This window comes from uncultured Brachybacterium sp., from assembly GCF_947500705.1.
Classification (GTDB): domain Bacteria; phylum Actinomycetota; class Actinomycetes; order Actinomycetales; family Dermabacteraceae; genus Brachybacterium.
In genome coordinates, this window is the sequence record NZ_CANMSY010000002.1 from 1 (window position 1) to 15,595 (window position 15,595).

The 15,595-nt window shown below is 70.1% G+C and carries 11 protein-coding genes, 1 pseudogene and 1 riboswitch; of the genes and pseudogenes, 4 read left to right on the forward strand and 8 right to left on the reverse strand.

The window, feature by feature from the left end; all coding sequences use genetic code 11:
* Positions 1-239: 239 nt before the first annotated feature.
* Positions 240-1,190, forward strand: a complete 951-nt coding sequence (locus Q0937_RS03145; RefSeq protein ID WP_299299675.1) for a mechanosensitive ion channel family protein — start codon at positions 240-242, stop codon at positions 1,188-1,190.
* 54 nt (positions 1,191-1,244) lie between these two features.
* Positions 1,245-1,694, forward strand: coding sequence for a globin (locus tag Q0937_RS03150; RefSeq protein ID WP_299299678.1), 450 nt, complete (start codon positions 1,245-1,247; stop codon positions 1,692-1,694).
* Between the two features lie 81 nt (positions 1,695-1,775).
* Here the strand turns inward: Q0937_RS03150 and Q0937_RS03155 are convergent, their stop codons facing one another.
* Positions 1,776-2,306 carry a thioesterase family protein gene (locus Q0937_RS03155; protein WP_299299679.1) on the reverse strand — a complete coding sequence of 177 codons (531 nt, stop codon included), beginning with the start codon at positions 2,304-2,306 and terminating at the stop codon, positions 1,776-1,778.
* Positions 2,307-2,346: 40 nt separating this feature from the next.
* On the opposite strand from Q0937_RS03155, the gene Q0937_RS03160 reads away from it, so the two are divergent.
* Positions 2,347-3,276 carry an acyl-CoA thioesterase II gene (locus tag Q0937_RS03160; protein ID WP_299299681.1) on the forward strand — a complete coding sequence of 310 codons (930 nt, stop codon included), beginning with the start codon at positions 2,347-2,349 and terminating at the stop codon, positions 3,274-3,276.
* Positions 3,277-3,364: 88 nt separating this feature from the next.
* Here the strand turns inward: Q0937_RS03160 and Q0937_RS03165 are convergent, their stop codons facing one another.
* The 6 genes and pseudogenes from Q0937_RS03165 to glgP all read right to left on the reverse strand — a co-directional run bounded on the left by Q0937_RS03165 (position 3,365) and on the right by glgP (position 11,869).
* On the reverse strand, positions 3,365-4,021 hold the full coding sequence (locus Q0937_RS03165) for a thiamine phosphate synthase (RefSeq protein WP_299299683.1): 657 nt from the start codon (positions 4,019-4,021) through the stop codon (positions 3,365-3,367).
* Complete coding sequence (thiM, locus tag Q0937_RS03170) at positions 4,018-4,794, reverse strand: hydroxyethylthiazole kinase (RefSeq protein ID WP_299300926.1); 777 nt, start codon at positions 4,792-4,794, stop codon at positions 4,018-4,020. Before thiM ends, Q0937_RS03165 begins: the two co-directional genes overlap by 4 nt.
* Positions 4,791-6,179 carry an MFS transporter gene (locus Q0937_RS03175; protein WP_363323192.1) on the reverse strand — a complete coding sequence of 463 codons (1,389 nt, stop codon included), beginning with the start codon at positions 6,177-6,179 and terminating at the stop codon, positions 4,791-4,793. The genes thiM and Q0937_RS03175 overlap by 4 nt, the downstream gene beginning before the upstream one ends.
* A gap of 304 nt (positions 6,180-6,483) precedes the next feature.
* A pseudogene (locus Q0937_RS03180) lies at positions 6,484-7,818 on the reverse strand (bifunctional hydroxymethylpyrimidine kinase/phosphomethylpyrimidine kinase); the annotation flags it as partial.
* A riboswitch (TPP riboswitch) is annotated at positions 7,801-7,894 on the reverse strand. It overlaps the preceding pseudogene by 18 nt.
* Positions 7,895-7,947: 53 nt before the next feature.
* Positions 7,948-9,267 carry an extracellular solute-binding protein gene (locus tag Q0937_RS03185; RefSeq protein WP_299299685.1) on the reverse strand — a complete coding sequence of 440 codons (1,320 nt, stop codon included), beginning with the start codon at positions 9,265-9,267 and terminating at the stop codon, positions 7,948-7,950.
* A gap of 37 nt (positions 9,268-9,304) precedes the next feature.
* Entirely contained in the window at positions 9,305-11,869 is a 2,565-nt protein-coding gene (gene glgP, locus Q0937_RS03190; protein WP_299299687.1) for an alpha-glucan family phosphorylase, read from the reverse strand.
* Between the two features lie 325 nt (positions 11,870-12,194).
* Between glgP and Q0937_RS03195 the strand changes: the two genes are divergently transcribed.
* The gene (locus Q0937_RS03195) at positions 12,195-13,733 is read left to right on the forward strand and encodes a hypothetical protein (RefSeq protein ID WP_299299689.1); all 1,539 of its coding nucleotides are present in this window, start codon (positions 12,195-12,197) and stop codon (positions 13,731-13,733) included.
* A gap of 105 nt (positions 13,734-13,838) precedes the next feature.
* On the opposite strand, the gene ettA is transcribed toward Q0937_RS03195, so the two are convergent.
* Positions 13,839-15,521, reverse strand: coding sequence for an energy-dependent translational throttle protein EttA (ettA, locus tag Q0937_RS03200; RefSeq protein ID WP_299299691.1), 1,683 nt, complete (start codon positions 15,519-15,521; stop codon positions 13,839-13,841).
* Between the last annotated feature and the right edge of the window lie 74 nt (positions 15,522-15,595).

A 15,595-nucleotide genomic window follows, 5' to 3' on the forward strand; every position in this document is an offset into this window, starting at 1 on the left:
ACGGCAGGAGCACAGTCCAGAAAGCACAGCTGAGCGACGTGCTGCGAGCTCGCGAACGGCAGGAGCACAGTCCAGAAAGCACAGCTGAGCGACGTGCTGCGAGCTCGCGAACGGCAGGAGCACAGTCCAGAAGGCACGGCTGAGCGACGTGCTGTGAGCTCGGGGCGGGGTGGATCGGTGACCTACCTCGCCCCGGGCACCTCCAGACTTCTGGTGCCCCGGGGGATATCGTCGAAAGCATGTTGGATGACCCTCTGGACCTCGGACCGCTGCTGTCCTCGCCCACCACCGATGAGGCGCTGACCCTGATGGATCAGCTGCTGCGCTGGCTCGTCACCAGCGGTATCAAGATCGTGATCATCGCGGTGGCCGCGGGAGTGCTGAGCGTGCTCGTCGGCTGGCTGCTGCGCCGCTTCTTCCGCACCATGGTGCAGTCCGGTACGAAGATCTCGACGATGACGGGCACCGTCATCCGCCGCGACCCGAGGACTCAGAAGGCCGCGCAGGCCCGTCGCGAGCAGCGCGCACAGACCCTGTCGAACGTCGCCCGCAACATCGCGCACGTGATGATCTGGGCGATAGCCACGATGATGATCCTCTCCGAGATCGGGGTGAACATCGCCCCGGTCATCGCGAGCCTCGGTGTCGTGGGCCTGGCGGCCGGCATCGGCGCCCAGACCATCATCAAGGATGTGGTCGCAGGGGTGGTGATGCTCTTCGAGGACATCGTCGCCGTCGGCGACTGGGTGGACATCGAGTACGCGGAGGGCACCGTCGAGTCGATCAACCTGCGCGCCACCCAGGTGCGCGGCATCGACGGCGTGCTGTGGACGGTGCGCAACGGCGAGATCATCCGGGTCGGCAACTATGCACGCGGCTTCTCCAATGCCGTGGTGGTGCTCGACATCGACGCCGCGGCCGATGACGACCAGGTGACCACGGTGCTCGAGTCGGTCACCGCCGAGCTGGCCGCGGACCCCGCCTGGAACGATCAGATCCTCGCCGCCGCAGACATCACCGGCATGCTCGCCGTGGACGCGAACCGCTATCAGCGCCGTGTCACGGTGCAGACACCGCCCGGTCAGCAGTGGGGCGTGGAGCGAGAGCTGCGCGCCCGGATCCGAGACGGATTCGCCGCCGCGGACATCGCCTTCGCCATGCCCCGTTTCGTCGAGACCGTCCAGAAGTGACAGCCCGCAGTTGATCTTCCGCACCGTGACCCTGAGCATCGGAGAGCACCAGCCATGACCACCCCGTCCCCCCAGCCCGAGCAGATCAGCTTCTTCGACGCCGTCGGCGGTCATGAGACCTTCGTACGCCTCGTGGACCGCTTCTACGAGGGCGTCGCCGGGGACCCCGAGCTGCGCCCTATGTACCCGGAGGAGGACCTCACCGGGGCGCGTCACCGGCTGTGCACCTTCCTCGAGCAGTACTGGGGCGGTCCGAAGACCTACGGCGCGGAGCGCGGCCATCCGCGACTGCGGATGCGCCATGCCGTCTTCCCGGTCTCCCCCTCGGCCCGCGATGCCTGGCTGCGCCATATGCGCGCCGCCCTCGACACCCTGGACCTTGCGCCGCTGCATGAGCAGACGCTGTGGGACTACCTCGAGCGGGCGGCGCATTCGATGCTCAACACGGTCGACGGCGGCGAGGCACCGGCTGCGGGGCAGACGGTCCCGGACCAGTTGAGCTGAGCCGACGCTGAGCTGAGCCGACGCTGAGCTGGGTGGGCGCTCAGATGACGGAGGGACGAGGTTCCCGCCGCTGGTCCGGGCTCAGTCGCGGAAGGGCAGCGGATCGCCGGAGAACTGCTGGAGCTGGTCGCGGGTCTCCTGCTCCAGGCGGACCGGCGCTCCGGACTCTGCGTCGACCAGCACCACGACGGTGCGGGCCCGGGCATAGGGCTCCTTCGCGTCGGGATCATCGCGGGTGAGCACGAGATAGTCGACGCTCAGGCTGGCACCGCCGATCCGGGAGAGCCACAGCCGCACCACCACGCCGTCGCGGCGGTGGCCGAGCGGCCGTGCGTACTCGATCCGCTGCGAGGCGATGACGGTGCTGAGCGCCGCCCCGGCGCCGCTGACCGGAAATGCGGCCAGCGGCAGCGGAGCACCGAGCTCGAGCTGCTCGGCGGGTGGCTGCCAGAAGGCGGCGATGCGCGCCTCCTCCAGCAGGCGCACCACCGCGGCGTTGTTCACGTGGCCATAGGCATCGAGGTCGGTCCAGCGGACGGGGACCGGAATATCCAGCGGATGTGACTCCCCCGGCGTGAGATCAGGAGCATCGGCGAAGGGATGAGGTGCCATGGTTCTCATCGTAGGCGTCTTCGCCAGTACGATCGGCCGCATGACCTCTGCGCACACCGACCCCTCGAAGATCGCCGCCGATCTCGTGGATCTGCTGGATCTGCGCGAGAGCGCCCCCTTCGGCGAGTTCTCGACCACGGCCACCGTCGCCGCCTACCAGGGTGATTCCTCCCCGCATCCCGGCGGGCACGTCTTCGGCGGGCAGGTGATGGGCCAGGCCGTCACAGCGGTGGGCCGCACGGTCTCCCCCGATCGCCGCATCCACTCGATGTACTCCTACTTCCTCGCCCCGGGCGATCCCTCCCACCCGATCCGCTTCCAGGTGGATGCGCTGCGCGACGGCGGCTCCTTCTCGGTGCGCCGGGTGCTGGCCACCCAGCCCGGCAGGGAGGCGGATGAGGAGGAGCGCACGATCCTCGCCATGACAGCGTCCTTCCAGGAGGACCAGGACGGGCTGGAGCATCAGGAGCGCGCCCCCGAGGCACCGGACCCCGAGGGCCTGCCGACCACCGCCGAGGTGCTCGACGGCATCGATCACCCGGTGGCGCGCTACTGGGCCACCCAGCGCCCGATCGACATCCGTCACGTCACCGATCCGATCTATCTGCGCCCCGACGCAGCGGGCGCCGAGTCGCAGATGGTGTGGATGCGGATGCTCGCTCCGATCGAGGCTGATCCGCTCACGCATGACGCGATCCTCGCCTTCGCGAGCGACTACACGCCCTTCGAGCCGATCCTGCGCCGGCAGGGGCTGAGCTGGATGACGCCCGGGCTGAAGATGGCGACGATCAACCACGCGATCTGGTGGCACAAGCACGTCGACACCAACGACTGGCTGCTGTACGTCCAGCGCTCCCCCTCGGCGGCCGGCGGACGCGGTCTCACCCACGGCCAGCTCTTCGACCGCGCCGGCGACCTGGTCGCGACCGTCACCCAGGAGGGCATGATCCGGGCCACGCAGCAGGGCTGAGTCAGCGCTGCGACCGCCGCGCCGAGGGAACCAGCAGGGGCAGCACGAGCACCCCGTCTCCGGACGTGCCGCACGCGCGGAGCTCCGATCAGCGAGAGATCCGCCCGCTCTCGACCGCCAAGACGATCCCCTGGGCGGCGCGAGCCGGATCATCGGCGTCCATGATCCCTCTGACCAGTGCAACGCCGGCGATCCCGGTGCGGGCGAGGGACGGGACGTCCTCGAGGGTGATCCCGCCGATCGCGACGACCGGCAGCCTGGTCGCCGTGACGAGGGATCGGTACCCGGAGACGCCGAGCGGTTCGCGGCCGGAGTCCTTCGTCGGGGTGGGCCGGAACGGCCCAGCACCGACGTAGTCGAGCTGCTCGTGGAGCTCCTCCGCCCGGCGCACCGTCTCGAGGGTGCCCGTGGTCAGGCCGATGATCGCCTCCGAGCCCAGCAGGGCGCGCGCCGCGCCGACCGGCAGATCGTCCTGTCCCAGATGCACCCCGTGCACCGGCGCCCCGAGCCTGCGCGCGGCGAAAGCCACGTCGGCACGGTCGTCCACCACCACACGGGCTGCGGGGCGTGCACAGTGCACAGCGGCGGCCACCGCACAGGTCAGCTCCAGCAGCTCGGCAGCAGTGGCGCCCTTGGCACGGACCTGGATCATCCCCGCACCCCCTGCGGCGGCGGCCGCGGCGGCGGCCACGGTGTGCCGCCCGGTCCCCGAGGTCACCAGGTAGCAGCGCAGGTCCAGGATCATCGTCCCACCTCGTCGAGTGCGTCCAGCAGGTGCATGCGGAACGAGCCCGGCCGGATGGACCGCTGCTCGGCCGTCTCTCCTGCGAGGGCCATCCAGGTCGTCGCGGCGAGCGCAGCGGTGACGTCATCAGCTTCGACGGCCCGACAGGCCGCGGTGAGCGCGGCGAGCAGGCAGCCGGTGCCTGTCACCCGGGACAGCAGCGCCGTGCCCCGCTCCACCTGGGCACGGCGCGTCCTCGAGAGCACCAGGTCGGTGGGGCCGGACACCGCGACGGCGCCGCCGGTGCGTGCCGCGATCCACTCCGCCGCGCACTCCGCGCGCTCGGAGCCCAGCAGGGAGTCCGCCCCGCGTCCCCCGTTCCCTCCACCGGCGAGGGCCAGCACCTCGGAGGCATTGCCCCGCACCACGTCGGGCCGTGAGTCGAGCAGTGTGCGCGCCAAGGGGGTCCGCACCGGGGCGATCCCGATCGCGGTCGGATCCAGCACCCAGGGCCGGGCATCCTGCACGGCGGCGGCGACGGTCGCCGGGATGCCGTCCATCGCGTCGGTGCTGAGAGTGCCCAGGTTGATCACGAGCGCATCGGCCAGCGTCGTGAGGGCAGGGGCCTCCTGGAGGGTCTCGGTCATCATCGGGCGGGCGCCTGCGGCGAGCAGTCCATCGGCGACGAACCCCATGGAGACCGTTGCGGTGAGGCAGTGCACCAGCGGCTGGCGCCGGCGGACGGCATCGAGCACGTGGGCCACCGGGGCGAGGTCCGGGTCCGTCGGGCTCATCGTGCTCCCTCCGTCGTCTGCATCGGCCCGCGCTCGCGGACCCCGTCGGCAACGGTGTCGATGTCCGCGTCGGTGTCCCGTGAGGAGAGTCGGGGCCCGAGCGCGGCGCCGAGCACGAGGAGCCCGCCGCCCAGGCCGATCAGAGCCATCACCGACCCGTTGCGCCCGAGCGGCGCCTCGAGCCACGGCAGATAGAAGGGGTAGAGCGCGGGAAGGACGAGGGAGAGGCTGTAGCCCATGCCGTAGCCGGTCGAGCGCACCTCGGTCGGGAACCGTTCGGAGAGATATGCCGAGACCGGGCCGTAGGCGGAGACGGTGATGACCTGCAGGACGGCCGCGAGCACTGCCGCACGACCGAAGGACTGCGAGGTGACCGCGAGCCACCACACGAGCGGACCGAGCACCGCAGCGACCAGTCCCCAGGCGATGAACAGCGTGCGCCGACCGGTCCGGGTCGACAGGTGACCGGCGAGCGCCATCACGACCGCTTGGACGATGGAGGCGATCCCGATCGCCATCGAGACGCCGGTCGCGGACAGTCCGGTGTCGGTCCCCAGGCGGCCGGTCAGCAGCAGCACCGTCGTGTTGGTGAGCAGCCAGAGTCCCGTCATGAGGAGGAAGACCTGCCAGAACGTCGAGGCCCAGCGGCCGGCGAGCAGGTCCCTCATGCCCGCTCGCGGACGCGCCGACGTGGTCCGGTCCCGTCGGTGGAAGACCGGGGCGTCGCTCACCTGGCGGCTGTAGTAGATCAGCATGCCGATCGAGGCCAGGGCTCCGAGCACGAAGAGCAGCCTCCAGCCCCACGCCGAGTAGACATCCGGGCCCAGCATCATCAGCAGCATCGCCACCGAGAAGGCGATGCTCGCCTGCGCCCACGGTGCCATCGAGAGGATCAGCCCGCTCATGAGGCCGCGCCGCCGAGGCCGGGACCACTCCATGGCGAGCGGGATGGCAGCCGAGTACTCCCCCGCCACGAAGATCCCGCCGAGGAACCTCAGCGCGAGGATCAGGGCAATCGTCCCCGCACCGAGGATCTCGTGGGTGGGCGTCACGGCGATCGCCAGCGCGCAGGCCGCGGTGCCGGCGATCGCGACCCGGGTGGTGCGGGTGCGCCCGAGACGATCCGAGATGCGCCCGAACACGATTCCGCCGACGGGCCGCCCGAACAGCATCGCGACGACGATCAGGGATCCCGTCGAGGCCGCCGCCGCAGGCCCCGCGAGCACCACCATCGCCGGGGCCAGTGCGGTCAGCGGCAGGAAGACGTGGATGTTGTCCACCCAGTTGCCCACGACACCGGCACGCAGGGCGGCCCGGCCGGCCGGAGGGAGGCTCTCCTCGGTGGTCGCGATCGGGGAGCCCGGCAGCATGTGGGTCCCCCTCACAGCGCCTCCTCCAGGACCTTCTCGCGCTGTTCTGCCGGAACCGGCGCCGCCAGGCGCAGCGCCTGGTCGAAGAACTCCAGCTCGTGCCGGCTGGCGCGGAGATAGGCACGGACCGCCGCGGAGCGCGCCGCCGGGGAGGCGGCGTCGAGCTCCCGCTCGACCTGTTCCAGTGCTCCCTGCGTGGCGAGGACGAAGCCCGGGTCGCGATAGGTCTCGAGCCAGTCCGCATAGGGGTGATCGCGGGGACGGAGGGCAGCGTTGCCCCCGTCTGCGCATACAGCCAGTAACAGGGCAGCACGGCGGCGGCTCCGACTGCACGCTCCTCGCCGAGCACGGTGGCCAGCAGAAAATCGGTGTAGGCGCTGGTCACCGGGGAGATCCCGATGTCCTCCTGCACGCCGAGCCGGTCACGGTGCAGCGCAGACTCGACAGTGAGGCAGCTGCTCGCCCCGCGGGCCCAGAACACCTGGGCCACGACATCGGTCGAGGCGGCCGAGAGCGCCGCGAGCGCACGAGAGTAGCGACGCAGGTACAGGGAGTCCTGGGCGAGGTAGAACGCGAAAGCGTTCGGGGGCAGACTGCCGTCGACCAGCTGACGGATGAGGTCGGACTCCGCGATGTCACGGGCGATGGGTTCCCCTGCTGCCCACAGCGCCCGCGTCCAAGGCCCGGCCGGGGTGACGGCAGGCTCCACCCGCGCCGCTGCCGGGAGTGCGGCACCGAGCGCCGCCGGGATCTGGTCCGGGGAGCCGATGACGGGTGGGACGGTTCTCGGCACGAGCCAGGGGGTGGAATCCCCTGCGGCCTGCAGACGGCGGGCGCGGTGGGAATGGTCCACCGGACCGTGGCCGTTCCCGACCCGCAGCGCCTCCCCGTGGGAGATGGCCTCATGCAGCCACTGGGTGGACCAGGCGAGCGCCTCCTGCGGCGACTCGCCTCCGCCCAATCGGGTGGCGAGCGCCGAAGCGAGGGAGCATCCGGTGCCGTGGGTGCTGGTCGAGCTCACACGCATCGAGGGGACCGGGAGGCAGGTGCCGTCGGGGTCCACCCAGGTGTTCGTCACCGTCGCGGAGTCCAGATGTCCGGTCTTCACCACGACGGCGACACCCGTCCGTGCGGCCCATCCTCGGGCCTGGTCGAGGGCGGCCTGCTCGTCGCGGGCGCGCTCGCTCCCCGTCAGGCGCGCGAGCTCCTCGATGTTCGGGGTCACGACGGTGGCGCGCGAGCAGAAGGTGATCATGGCCTGCTCTGCGTCCGGCTCCAGCAGGCTGTCACCACTGGTCGCGACCATCACCGGATCGACGACGAGGATCTGCGGGGGATGCTCGTCGAGCCACTCGGAGACCGTCGCGATGAGCGCGGCGGTGCCGAGCATGCCGGTCTTGACCGCATCGATCACCACATCGTCGCTGACCGCGCGGAGCTGCTGGTCCAGGAACGGGGCCGGCGGGACGTGGATGTCCCGCACGCCGCGGGTGTTCTGGGCGACGAGCGCGGTGACCACGCTCATGCCGTAACCGCCTGCTGCGGTGATGGATTTGAGATCCGCAGCGGTGCCGGCTCCCCCGGAGGGGTCCGTGCCGGCGATCGACAGCACACGGGGAATTCGGGCAGGGTACGACGGAGCCATGGAGGACATCCCTTCGCTAGTACGAACTAGAGCAGGTTCCACGGGTGTGATCTCAGCGTCGTATGACGCACCCCGTGTCCGCGGCCGAGTATAGGCACAGATCTCGGGGCAGCCCTCACCTCTCCGTCGAAGCCCTGCTCAGCCCATCGCCTCCCGGGCGGCCTGCTGCGCCTCCGGGAGCGCTTCGGCGGCGGTCGCTTCGCCACGGAAGATCTTCGCGATGCCCTGCAGTGCCGTGCCGGTGGCGATCGCCGAACGATCCCCCGTCTCGGGGTGCGCCGCGGACTCGGGCACCTCGATCACCGAGACGTCCACCCCGGCCTCCGCCCAGCTCTCCTCCCAGGCGCCGCGCAGATCGCGATGGGCGGGGATGCCCAGACGGTTCTCCGCGAGCGTGCGCTGACCCTCCGCGCCACCGAGCCAGGTCAGCAGCTCGGCGATCGCCGCGGACCGCTCGTCCTCCTTCGCCTCGACGCCGACGGCGGCGATCGCATGGACCAGCGGGCGGGGACCCTGGGAGCCCGCGACGACGGGATGGACGCCCCAGTCGAAGCTGCCACCGATCTCCTCGGCCACGGTGTGCAGATCGTACGTGCCCGTCTGCAGCAGGCCGAGCTTGCCCTGGAGGAACAGGTTCCGGCACAGCATCGGATCCGCCGTGGTCTCTGCCCCTGCCGGGCCGAGGTGCGAGGAGGCGAGATCGGCGAGGTACTGCACCGCAGCGATGCCTGCGTCGGAGGCGAAGGACATCGTCCCCTCCTCGTCCTGCCAGGTACCACCCTGCGCAGCGATGAAGGGTCCCAGCACTGCGGTGCGGTCGGGATGCGCACTGAACCCGAACGTCGCCCGGGTAGCGGGGTCGAAGCCCTCGTCACCGGGGTGGAGCCCTGCCCCGTCGACGGTGACGGCGCGGGAGAGGTCGCGCAGCGGATCCGTCGGCGCGCCGGGGTCGAAGCTCAGCGCGGTCGCGTCGCCCTCGGCCGCCGCGACCAGGCCCTCATGCGCCACCAGGATGCTCTGCTCCCAGAGCTGAGGGACGCCCCACAGCCCGTCCTCGAGCCGGTAGAGATCGGTGGCGACGCTCTCCCATCGAGACGAGCTGTCGCCGACGAGCTCGCCGATCTCGAGCAGCTGCCCGCTGGCATGCACCTGCGCGAGGTTCGCCGTGTTCATCCACAGCACGTCAGGCAGGTTCTCCTCCGCCACGTCCAAGGGCAGCTGGGTCCAGTAGTCATCCCAGCCGAGCACCTCGACCGCGACCTCGATCCCGGTGGCGGCGGTGAACTCCGCGAGGGATTCCTCGTAGGCCACCGCCGCGGCCTCGCTCCACACCCGCATCCGCAGCGTGTCGCCGTCCTCGAGCTCGACGGACGGATCCGAGGAGCAGCCGCTGAGCGCTCCGACCCCGGCCAGGCCCATCGCAGCGGTGGAGAGCAGGAGCTGGCGGCGGGTCGGCACGGGGTCGGAGCCTTTCGTCGGAGGTGCGGTGGCCCGCTCAGGCGGTGGTGACCAGCCCGAGCTCGGCGCGGGAGGCCAGCACCGGGTGCTGCGGGGTGACCCGCACGGTGTAGCCCACCTCGCCGGGAGCGGCGAGCGCGAACCGTGCGGCCCAGCGGCCGTCGTCCGCGCGCTGCAGAGGGATCAGCTGAGGATCGATGATCTCATCCTCCGCGCTGATCTCGCCGAGGGCCGCCTCGATCAGCACATCCGTGTCGCGCAGACCACCCAGCTCGACGTCCGCCACCAGGGTGACCTCGGCGCCGGTGGAGACCGTCGGTCCGTCGACGCCCTCGAGCGTCACACCGCTCACGGCGACCTTCGACCAGGCCTGCTGCACTGCGGCCTTCCATTCGGTGAACTCCCCGGCCAGCGCCGGATCCGCGGTGAAGGCGGAGGCAGCACGGGCAGCGGGCAGATACAGATCGGTGACATAGTCACGCACCATGCGGGCAGCCACGATCTGCGGCGCGACCTTGACGAGCGAGGAGCGGACCTTGGTCATCCAGCCTCGCTGCATGCCGCGCGCGTCACGCTCGTAGTACAGCGGGACGATCGACTGCTCGAGGATCTCGTAAAGGGCATCGGCCTCGATCCGGTTGCGCTCGGACTGGTCGGCGACCTCGGCGGTGGGGATGGTCCAGCCCGCCTCGTCGTCCTTCATCTCGTCCCACCAGCCGTCGGACACCGAGAAGGTGAGCCCGCCGTTGAGGACGGCCTTCATGCCCGAGGTGCCGGACGCCTCCTCCGGTCGAACCGGGTTGTTCAGCCACACGTCCGAGCCGGCGATCAGCACGGAGGCCATGCGGATGTCGTAGTCGGGAAGGAAGGCGATGCGGTGGCGCACGCCGTGGTCGTCGGCGAACTGCACCAGCTCCTGGAGGAACTCCTTGCCGGGGCGGTCGGCCGGGTGCGACTTGCCGGCGACGATGATCTGGACCGGGCGCTCCTCGTCCAGCAGGATCTTCTTGAGGCGCTCGGGGTCCGAGAGCATCAGGGTCAGGCGCTTGTAGGTCGAGACGCGGCGGGCGAAGCCGATGGTCAGGGCGTTCGGATCCAGGATGTGCTCGGTCCAGGCGAGCTCTGCCTCGTCGGCGCCGCGGCGCAGCCACGACTCCTTGACGTGCTGCCGTGCCATCGTCACGAGGTCCGCACGCAGCGCGTTGCGGGTCTCGGTGAGCTCATGGTCGGTGAGGGTCGCCAGGGCGCTCCAGTCGCTGAGCGAGGAGATGTCGACGTCCCCGAGGGCCTTCTTGTACAGATCATCCATGTGCGCCGAGGTCCAGGTGCGGCGGTGCACGCCGTTGGTGACCGAGCCGATCGGCACCTCGGGCACGTCGAAGCCCGGGTAGAGGTCCTGGAACATGCTGCGGGAGACCGCACCGTGGAGCTTCGCGACGCCGTTGGCGCGCTGGGCGATGCGGAAGCCGAGCTGGGCCATGTTGAACACGTCCCCGCCCTCCTCGATCCCGAGCGCGAGGGCGGCCTCGACGGGCAGTGCAGGGATCAGGCGGGCGATGCCGGACTGATCGGCGTCGAGATAGCTGCGCAGCTGAGCGGCGTCGAAGCGGTCGATGCCGGCGGGCACCGGGGTGTGGGTGGTGAACACGGTGCCCGCGCGCACCTCGGAGACGGCTTCGGAGAAGCTGGCGCCGGCCTCGATCCTGCGGCCCACGCGCTCGAGCCCGGAGAAGCCGGCATGGCCCTCGTTGAGGTGGAAGACGGTGGGTGCCGGAGCTCCGGTCACCTGGGCGTATGCCTCGACCGCGCGGACGCCGCCGATCCCCAGCACGATCTCCTGGACGATGCGGTGCTCGTGATCGCCGCCGTAGAGACGGTCGGTGATCTGGCGTGCGTCCTCGTCGTTGGTCTCGACGTTGGTGTCCAGCAGGAGCAGCGGGACCCGGCCCACCTGCGCCTTCCAGACGGCGATGGCGATCTCGCGCCCGCCCGGCATCTTCACCGACACGGTCAGCTGCTCGCCGGCAGCGGTGAGCACGGGATCGATGGGCAGCTGCTCGGGATCGTTGTGGCGGTAGTTCTCCTGCTGCCAGCCGCTGGGGTCCAGCGACTGGGAGAAGTAGCCCCACTGGTACAGCAGGCCGATGGCCACCAGCGGCACCCCGAGGTCCGAGGCGGACTTCAGGTGGTCACCGGCGAGGATGCCGAGACCGCCGGAATAGATCGGAAGGGTCGGGGTGATCCCGAACTCCATGGAGAAGTAGGCGATCGAGGAGCCGTCGCCATTGCCCTGTGCACCAGGGACGGTGCGCTGGAACCAGCGGCCGGAGCCGAGGTAGGTGCGCAGGTCACCTGCTTCGGAACGCATCTGCGCAAGGAACGTCTCATCGCGGGCCGCCTCGGCCAGACGTCCCGCCGGAACCCGGGAGAGCATGGCGATGGGGTTCTCGCCGCTCGCGGCGAACACACGGGGGTCGAGGGAGCGGAACAGGTCGACGGTCTGCCGACGCCAGGTCCAGCGCAGGTTCATCGCGAGATCGCGCAGTGGCGCGAGGACATCCGGGAGGTCGGAGGAGACCGTGATCGTGGAGAGGGGCTTCATGGCTCCACGGTACCCGAGGAAGCTGAAGATTCTTGCACCGTTCTTGCGAGATAGACGACGATATTCCGCCCACCATTCTCCTCCGTGCCACCAGGGGAGACGTAGATCTGTCGGATCCTCCGACACATACCGCGCCCGTGACATGCAACCTTCTTGCAAGATCTTTCCTGTCGGTGGGACTGCCCATCTCCCGTCGACAGCAGCTTTTCCGCCGCTCCTGCATCACCGCCTGCGACAATGGTGCGGCGCCGTGGGGGACGGTGCCCCACGACGAGAGCAGAACGCACGGAGGCGCCCGATGGGGAGCGACATACGGACCGGGGAGATGCCCGCGATCCCGGAGGACACGGTCGATCTCGGCGAGCGCCTCGACCCGACCAGGACGCTGCTGCGTCGAGCCTCGAGCGCGGATCAGCGTGCCGCTGCCGCGCTGGTGGATGTGCTCGGTCCTCGCATCCACGGTCTTGCGGTGCATGTGACGGGCTCCTCGGCACGGGCGGAGAAGCTCGCCGTGACGGTGCTGCGCTCCTGCCTCCGGGATGCCGGCGATCTCGCCACGAGCGGGCTGCCGGGTGAGGCCGCGGTGCTGGATCGGGCTCGACGGGCCGCGGTGGCCACCGCGCCGAGCGGCGATGTGCGCTCGCTGGTCGCACCTGATCTGGTCAACGATCGCACCCGTGATCGGCGCGAGGTGGAGGTGCTGCGGGTGCTGCTGGAGCTGCCGCCTGCGCATCGCGCTCTGGTCGAGTCCGCAGCCCAGGGCCGGTTCTCCTACTCGGGGCACGTTCGTCCGCAGAATGCCGTGGTCCTCTCCCAGGCGCTCGACCGGCTGGTCCCGTTCGGCGGCCCGCTCGATGTGGAGACCCGGGCGCTGGCGGCTCTCGATGCCCTCGCCCTGGCCGACGAAGGAGAGCGGCTGCGGCTGCGGGAGCTGACCCGGTCTCCGGAGACGGCAGGGATCCACCGTCATGCGATCGAGGCCGCGGCACGCCTGGCACTGCTGACCGCGGTCCCGCCCTCGCGCGATCTGCGCCCGGCCGTGCTCGAGGGCTTCGGTGCCCTGCAGCCCGATCGTCCCCGCGCCCCTCTGCGCCCCGCCCGGCCAGCTGGTCCCGCAGAGCCCGAGCCCAACTACCGCGGCGACTATGCCACCCCGGTGCTCGGGACCGATTCCCAGCGCCGGATGGTCGGCCCGCCGGCGATGGCGGGCGGGCGTCTCTCGAGCGCCGCGGAGCCGTCGGCCAGCTCACCGATGACTCCGATGGCCCCGGGCAGCGAGGCAGCCCCGCCGACGGACGCTCCGGGAGGCTCCCGGTCCCCCGCCTTCTCCTTCCGCGCCACGGATGAGAAGCAGCGCTCGCGTCGCGGCCGCCGACGCGAGAAGCGGCGCGCCAGGCAGGAGCGCCGCGGCATCCCGTGGTTCTCCCGCACCATCGCAGCACTGGCCCTGGTCGCGGCACTCGTGCTCGGCGTCCTGCTGTCGGATGCCCACGATCAGCTCGAGGAGTCCGAGCGTCTCGCCTCGGCCTGGGCGGGTCACACCATGACCACCGGCGCTCAGCTGGTCCCCGGAGTCAGCGACAACGGGACCTGGCAGGCGGTGATCACCGAGGAGGGCATCTCGCTGCGTGCCGAGGGAGTGACGGGCTGGGAGGGCGAGGTCCTCGAGCTCTGGGGAGAGACCGAGGGGGTGCAGCGCAGCCTGGGGGTCCTCGATCTCGCAGACGACGGCTCCATAGAGTTCACGACCGCGGAGAGCGACGAACGTCTCTTCGTCACCCGCGAGATGCCCCCGGGGAACGAGTCCGGCACCCCGTCGGAGCGCATGGTGGCGAGCCTGGACCCCGCCGTGTCCGGGATCTGAGGCACCGGCTCCGTCCGGAAGCGACCCGCCTGAGCATGACGCCGCCCCGCTCGCGATGGCGAACGGGGCGGCTGTGGGGCATGAGCGCTCGACGGAGCGTCGGGCTCAGTCGCGGGTCAGGCGACGGTAGGTCACGCGGTGGGGACGGGCCGCGTCCTCGCCGAGGCGATCGACCTTGTTGGCCTGGTAGGACTCGAAGTTGCCCTCGAACCAGTACCAGTTCGCCGGGTTCTCCTCGGTGCCCTCATAGGCCAGGATGTGGGTCGCCACCCGGTCCAGGAACCAGCGGTCGTGGGAGACGACCACAGCACAGCCGGGGAACTCCAGCAGCGCGTTCTCGAGCGAGCCGAGGGTCTGCACGTCCAGGTCGTTGGTGGGCTCATCGAGCAGCAGCACGTTGCCGCCCTGCTTGAGGGTCAGCGCCAGGTTCAGGCGGTTGCGCTCACCGCCGGAGAGGATCCCGGCCTTCTTCTGCTGGTCCGGGCCCTTGAAGCCGAACTGGCTGACGTAGGCGCGGGAGGGGATCTCGACCTTGCCGACCTGGATGTAGTCCAGCCCGTCGGAGACGACCTCCCAGAGATTCTTCTCCGGGTCGATGTTCTCGCGATTCTGGTCGACATAGCTGATCTTGACGGACTTGCCGATCTTCAGCTCCCCGTCATCCAGCGGCTCGAGGCCCACCATGGTCTTGAAGAGCGTGGTCTTGCCGACGCCGTTGGGGCCGATGACGCCGACGATGCCGTTGGGCGGCAGGGTGAAGGAGAGCCCGTCGATGAGCACGCGCTCCCCGAAGCCCTTCTTCAGGTCCTTGGCGTCGATGACCTGGTTGCCCAGCCGCGGGCCGGGCGGGATGGTGATCTCCTCGAAGTCGAGCTTGCGGGTGCGCTCGGCCTCGGTGGCCATCTCCTCGTAGCGGGCCAGACGAGCCTTGGACTTCGCCTGGCGGCCCTTGGCGTTGGACCGCACCCACTCCAGCTCCTCCTTGAGGCGCTTGGCGAGCTTCTGGTCCTTCTTGCCCTGGACGTTGAGGCGCTCTTCCTTCTTCTCCAGGTAGGTGGAGTAGTTGCCCTCATAGGGGTAGAGGTGACCGCGGTCGACCTCGGCGATCCACTGGGCCACATGGTCCAGGAAGTACCGGTCGTGGGTGACGGCTATGACGGCGCCCTCGTACTGCTTGAGGTGCTGCTCGAGCCAGAGCACGCTCTCGGCGTCGAGGTGGTTGGTCGGCTCGTCCAGCAGCAGCAGGTCGGGCTTCTCCAGCAGCAGCTTGCACAGTGCCACGCGGCGACGCTCACCACCGGAGAGGTGGGTGACCATCTCGTCGCCGGGCGGGCAGCGCAGGGCATCCATCGCCTGCTCGAGCTGGGAGTCGAGGTCCCAGCCGTTGGCAGCGTCGATGTCGGTCTGGAGCTTGCCCATCTCCTCCATCAGCGCGTCGAAGTCGGCGTCGGGCTCTGCCATCTCCTCGCCGATGGCGTTGAAGCGCTGGACCTTCTGGAACAGCACACCCATGCCTTCCTGGACGTTCTCCAGGACGGTCTTGGACTCGTCCAGCGGCGGCTCCTGCAGCAGGATGCCGACGCTGTAGCCCGGGGAGAGCTTCGCCTCGCCGTTGCTGGGCGTGTCGAGCCCGGCCATGATCTTGAGGATCGTGGACTTGCCGGCGCCGTTGGGGCCGACCATGCCGATCTTCGCGCCAGGGTAGAAGCTCATGGAGACGTCATCGAGGATGACCTTCTCGCCGACTGCCTTTCGGGCCTTGTACATGGAGTAGATGAATTCAGCCAACTGGGGTTCCTGTTCGGAGAGGGGTTCTGGGGATTCTCACCGGCGCGCCGCGGAGCGGTGCCGCACGGGATGTG

Excerpts from the sequence above, each read along its gene's own strand:
- Q0937_RS03145 (WP_299299675.1), top strand. The coding sequence starts at position 240 with ATGTTGGATGACCCTCTGGACCTCGGACCGCTGCTGTCCTCGCCCACC.
- glgP (WP_299299687.1), bottom strand. The coding sequence starts at position 11,869 with ATGAAGCCCCTCTCCACGATCACGGTCTCCTCCGACCTCCCGGATGTC.
- thiM (WP_299300926.1), bottom strand. The coding sequence starts at position 4,794 with ATGAGCCCGACGGACCCGGACCTCGCCCCGGTGGCCCACGTGCTCGAT.
- Q0937_RS03160 (WP_299299681.1), top strand. The coding sequence starts at position 2,347 with ATGACCTCTGCGCACACCGACCCCTCGAAGATCGCCGCCGATCTCGTG.
- Q0937_RS03165 (WP_299299683.1), bottom strand. The coding sequence starts at position 4,021 with ATGATCCTGGACCTGCGCTGCTACCTGGTGACCTCGGGGACCGGGCGG.
- Q0937_RS03150 (WP_299299678.1), top strand. The coding sequence starts at position 1,245 with ATGACCACCCCGTCCCCCCAGCCCGAGCAGATCAGCTTCTTCGACGCC.
- Q0937_RS03155 (WP_299299679.1), bottom strand. The coding sequence starts at position 2,306 with ATGGCACCTCATCCCTTCGCCGATGCTCCTGATCTCACGCCGGGGGAG.
- Q0937_RS03195 (WP_299299689.1), top strand. The coding sequence starts at position 12,195 with ATGCCCGCGATCCCGGAGGACACGGTCGATCTCGGCGAGCGCCTCGAC.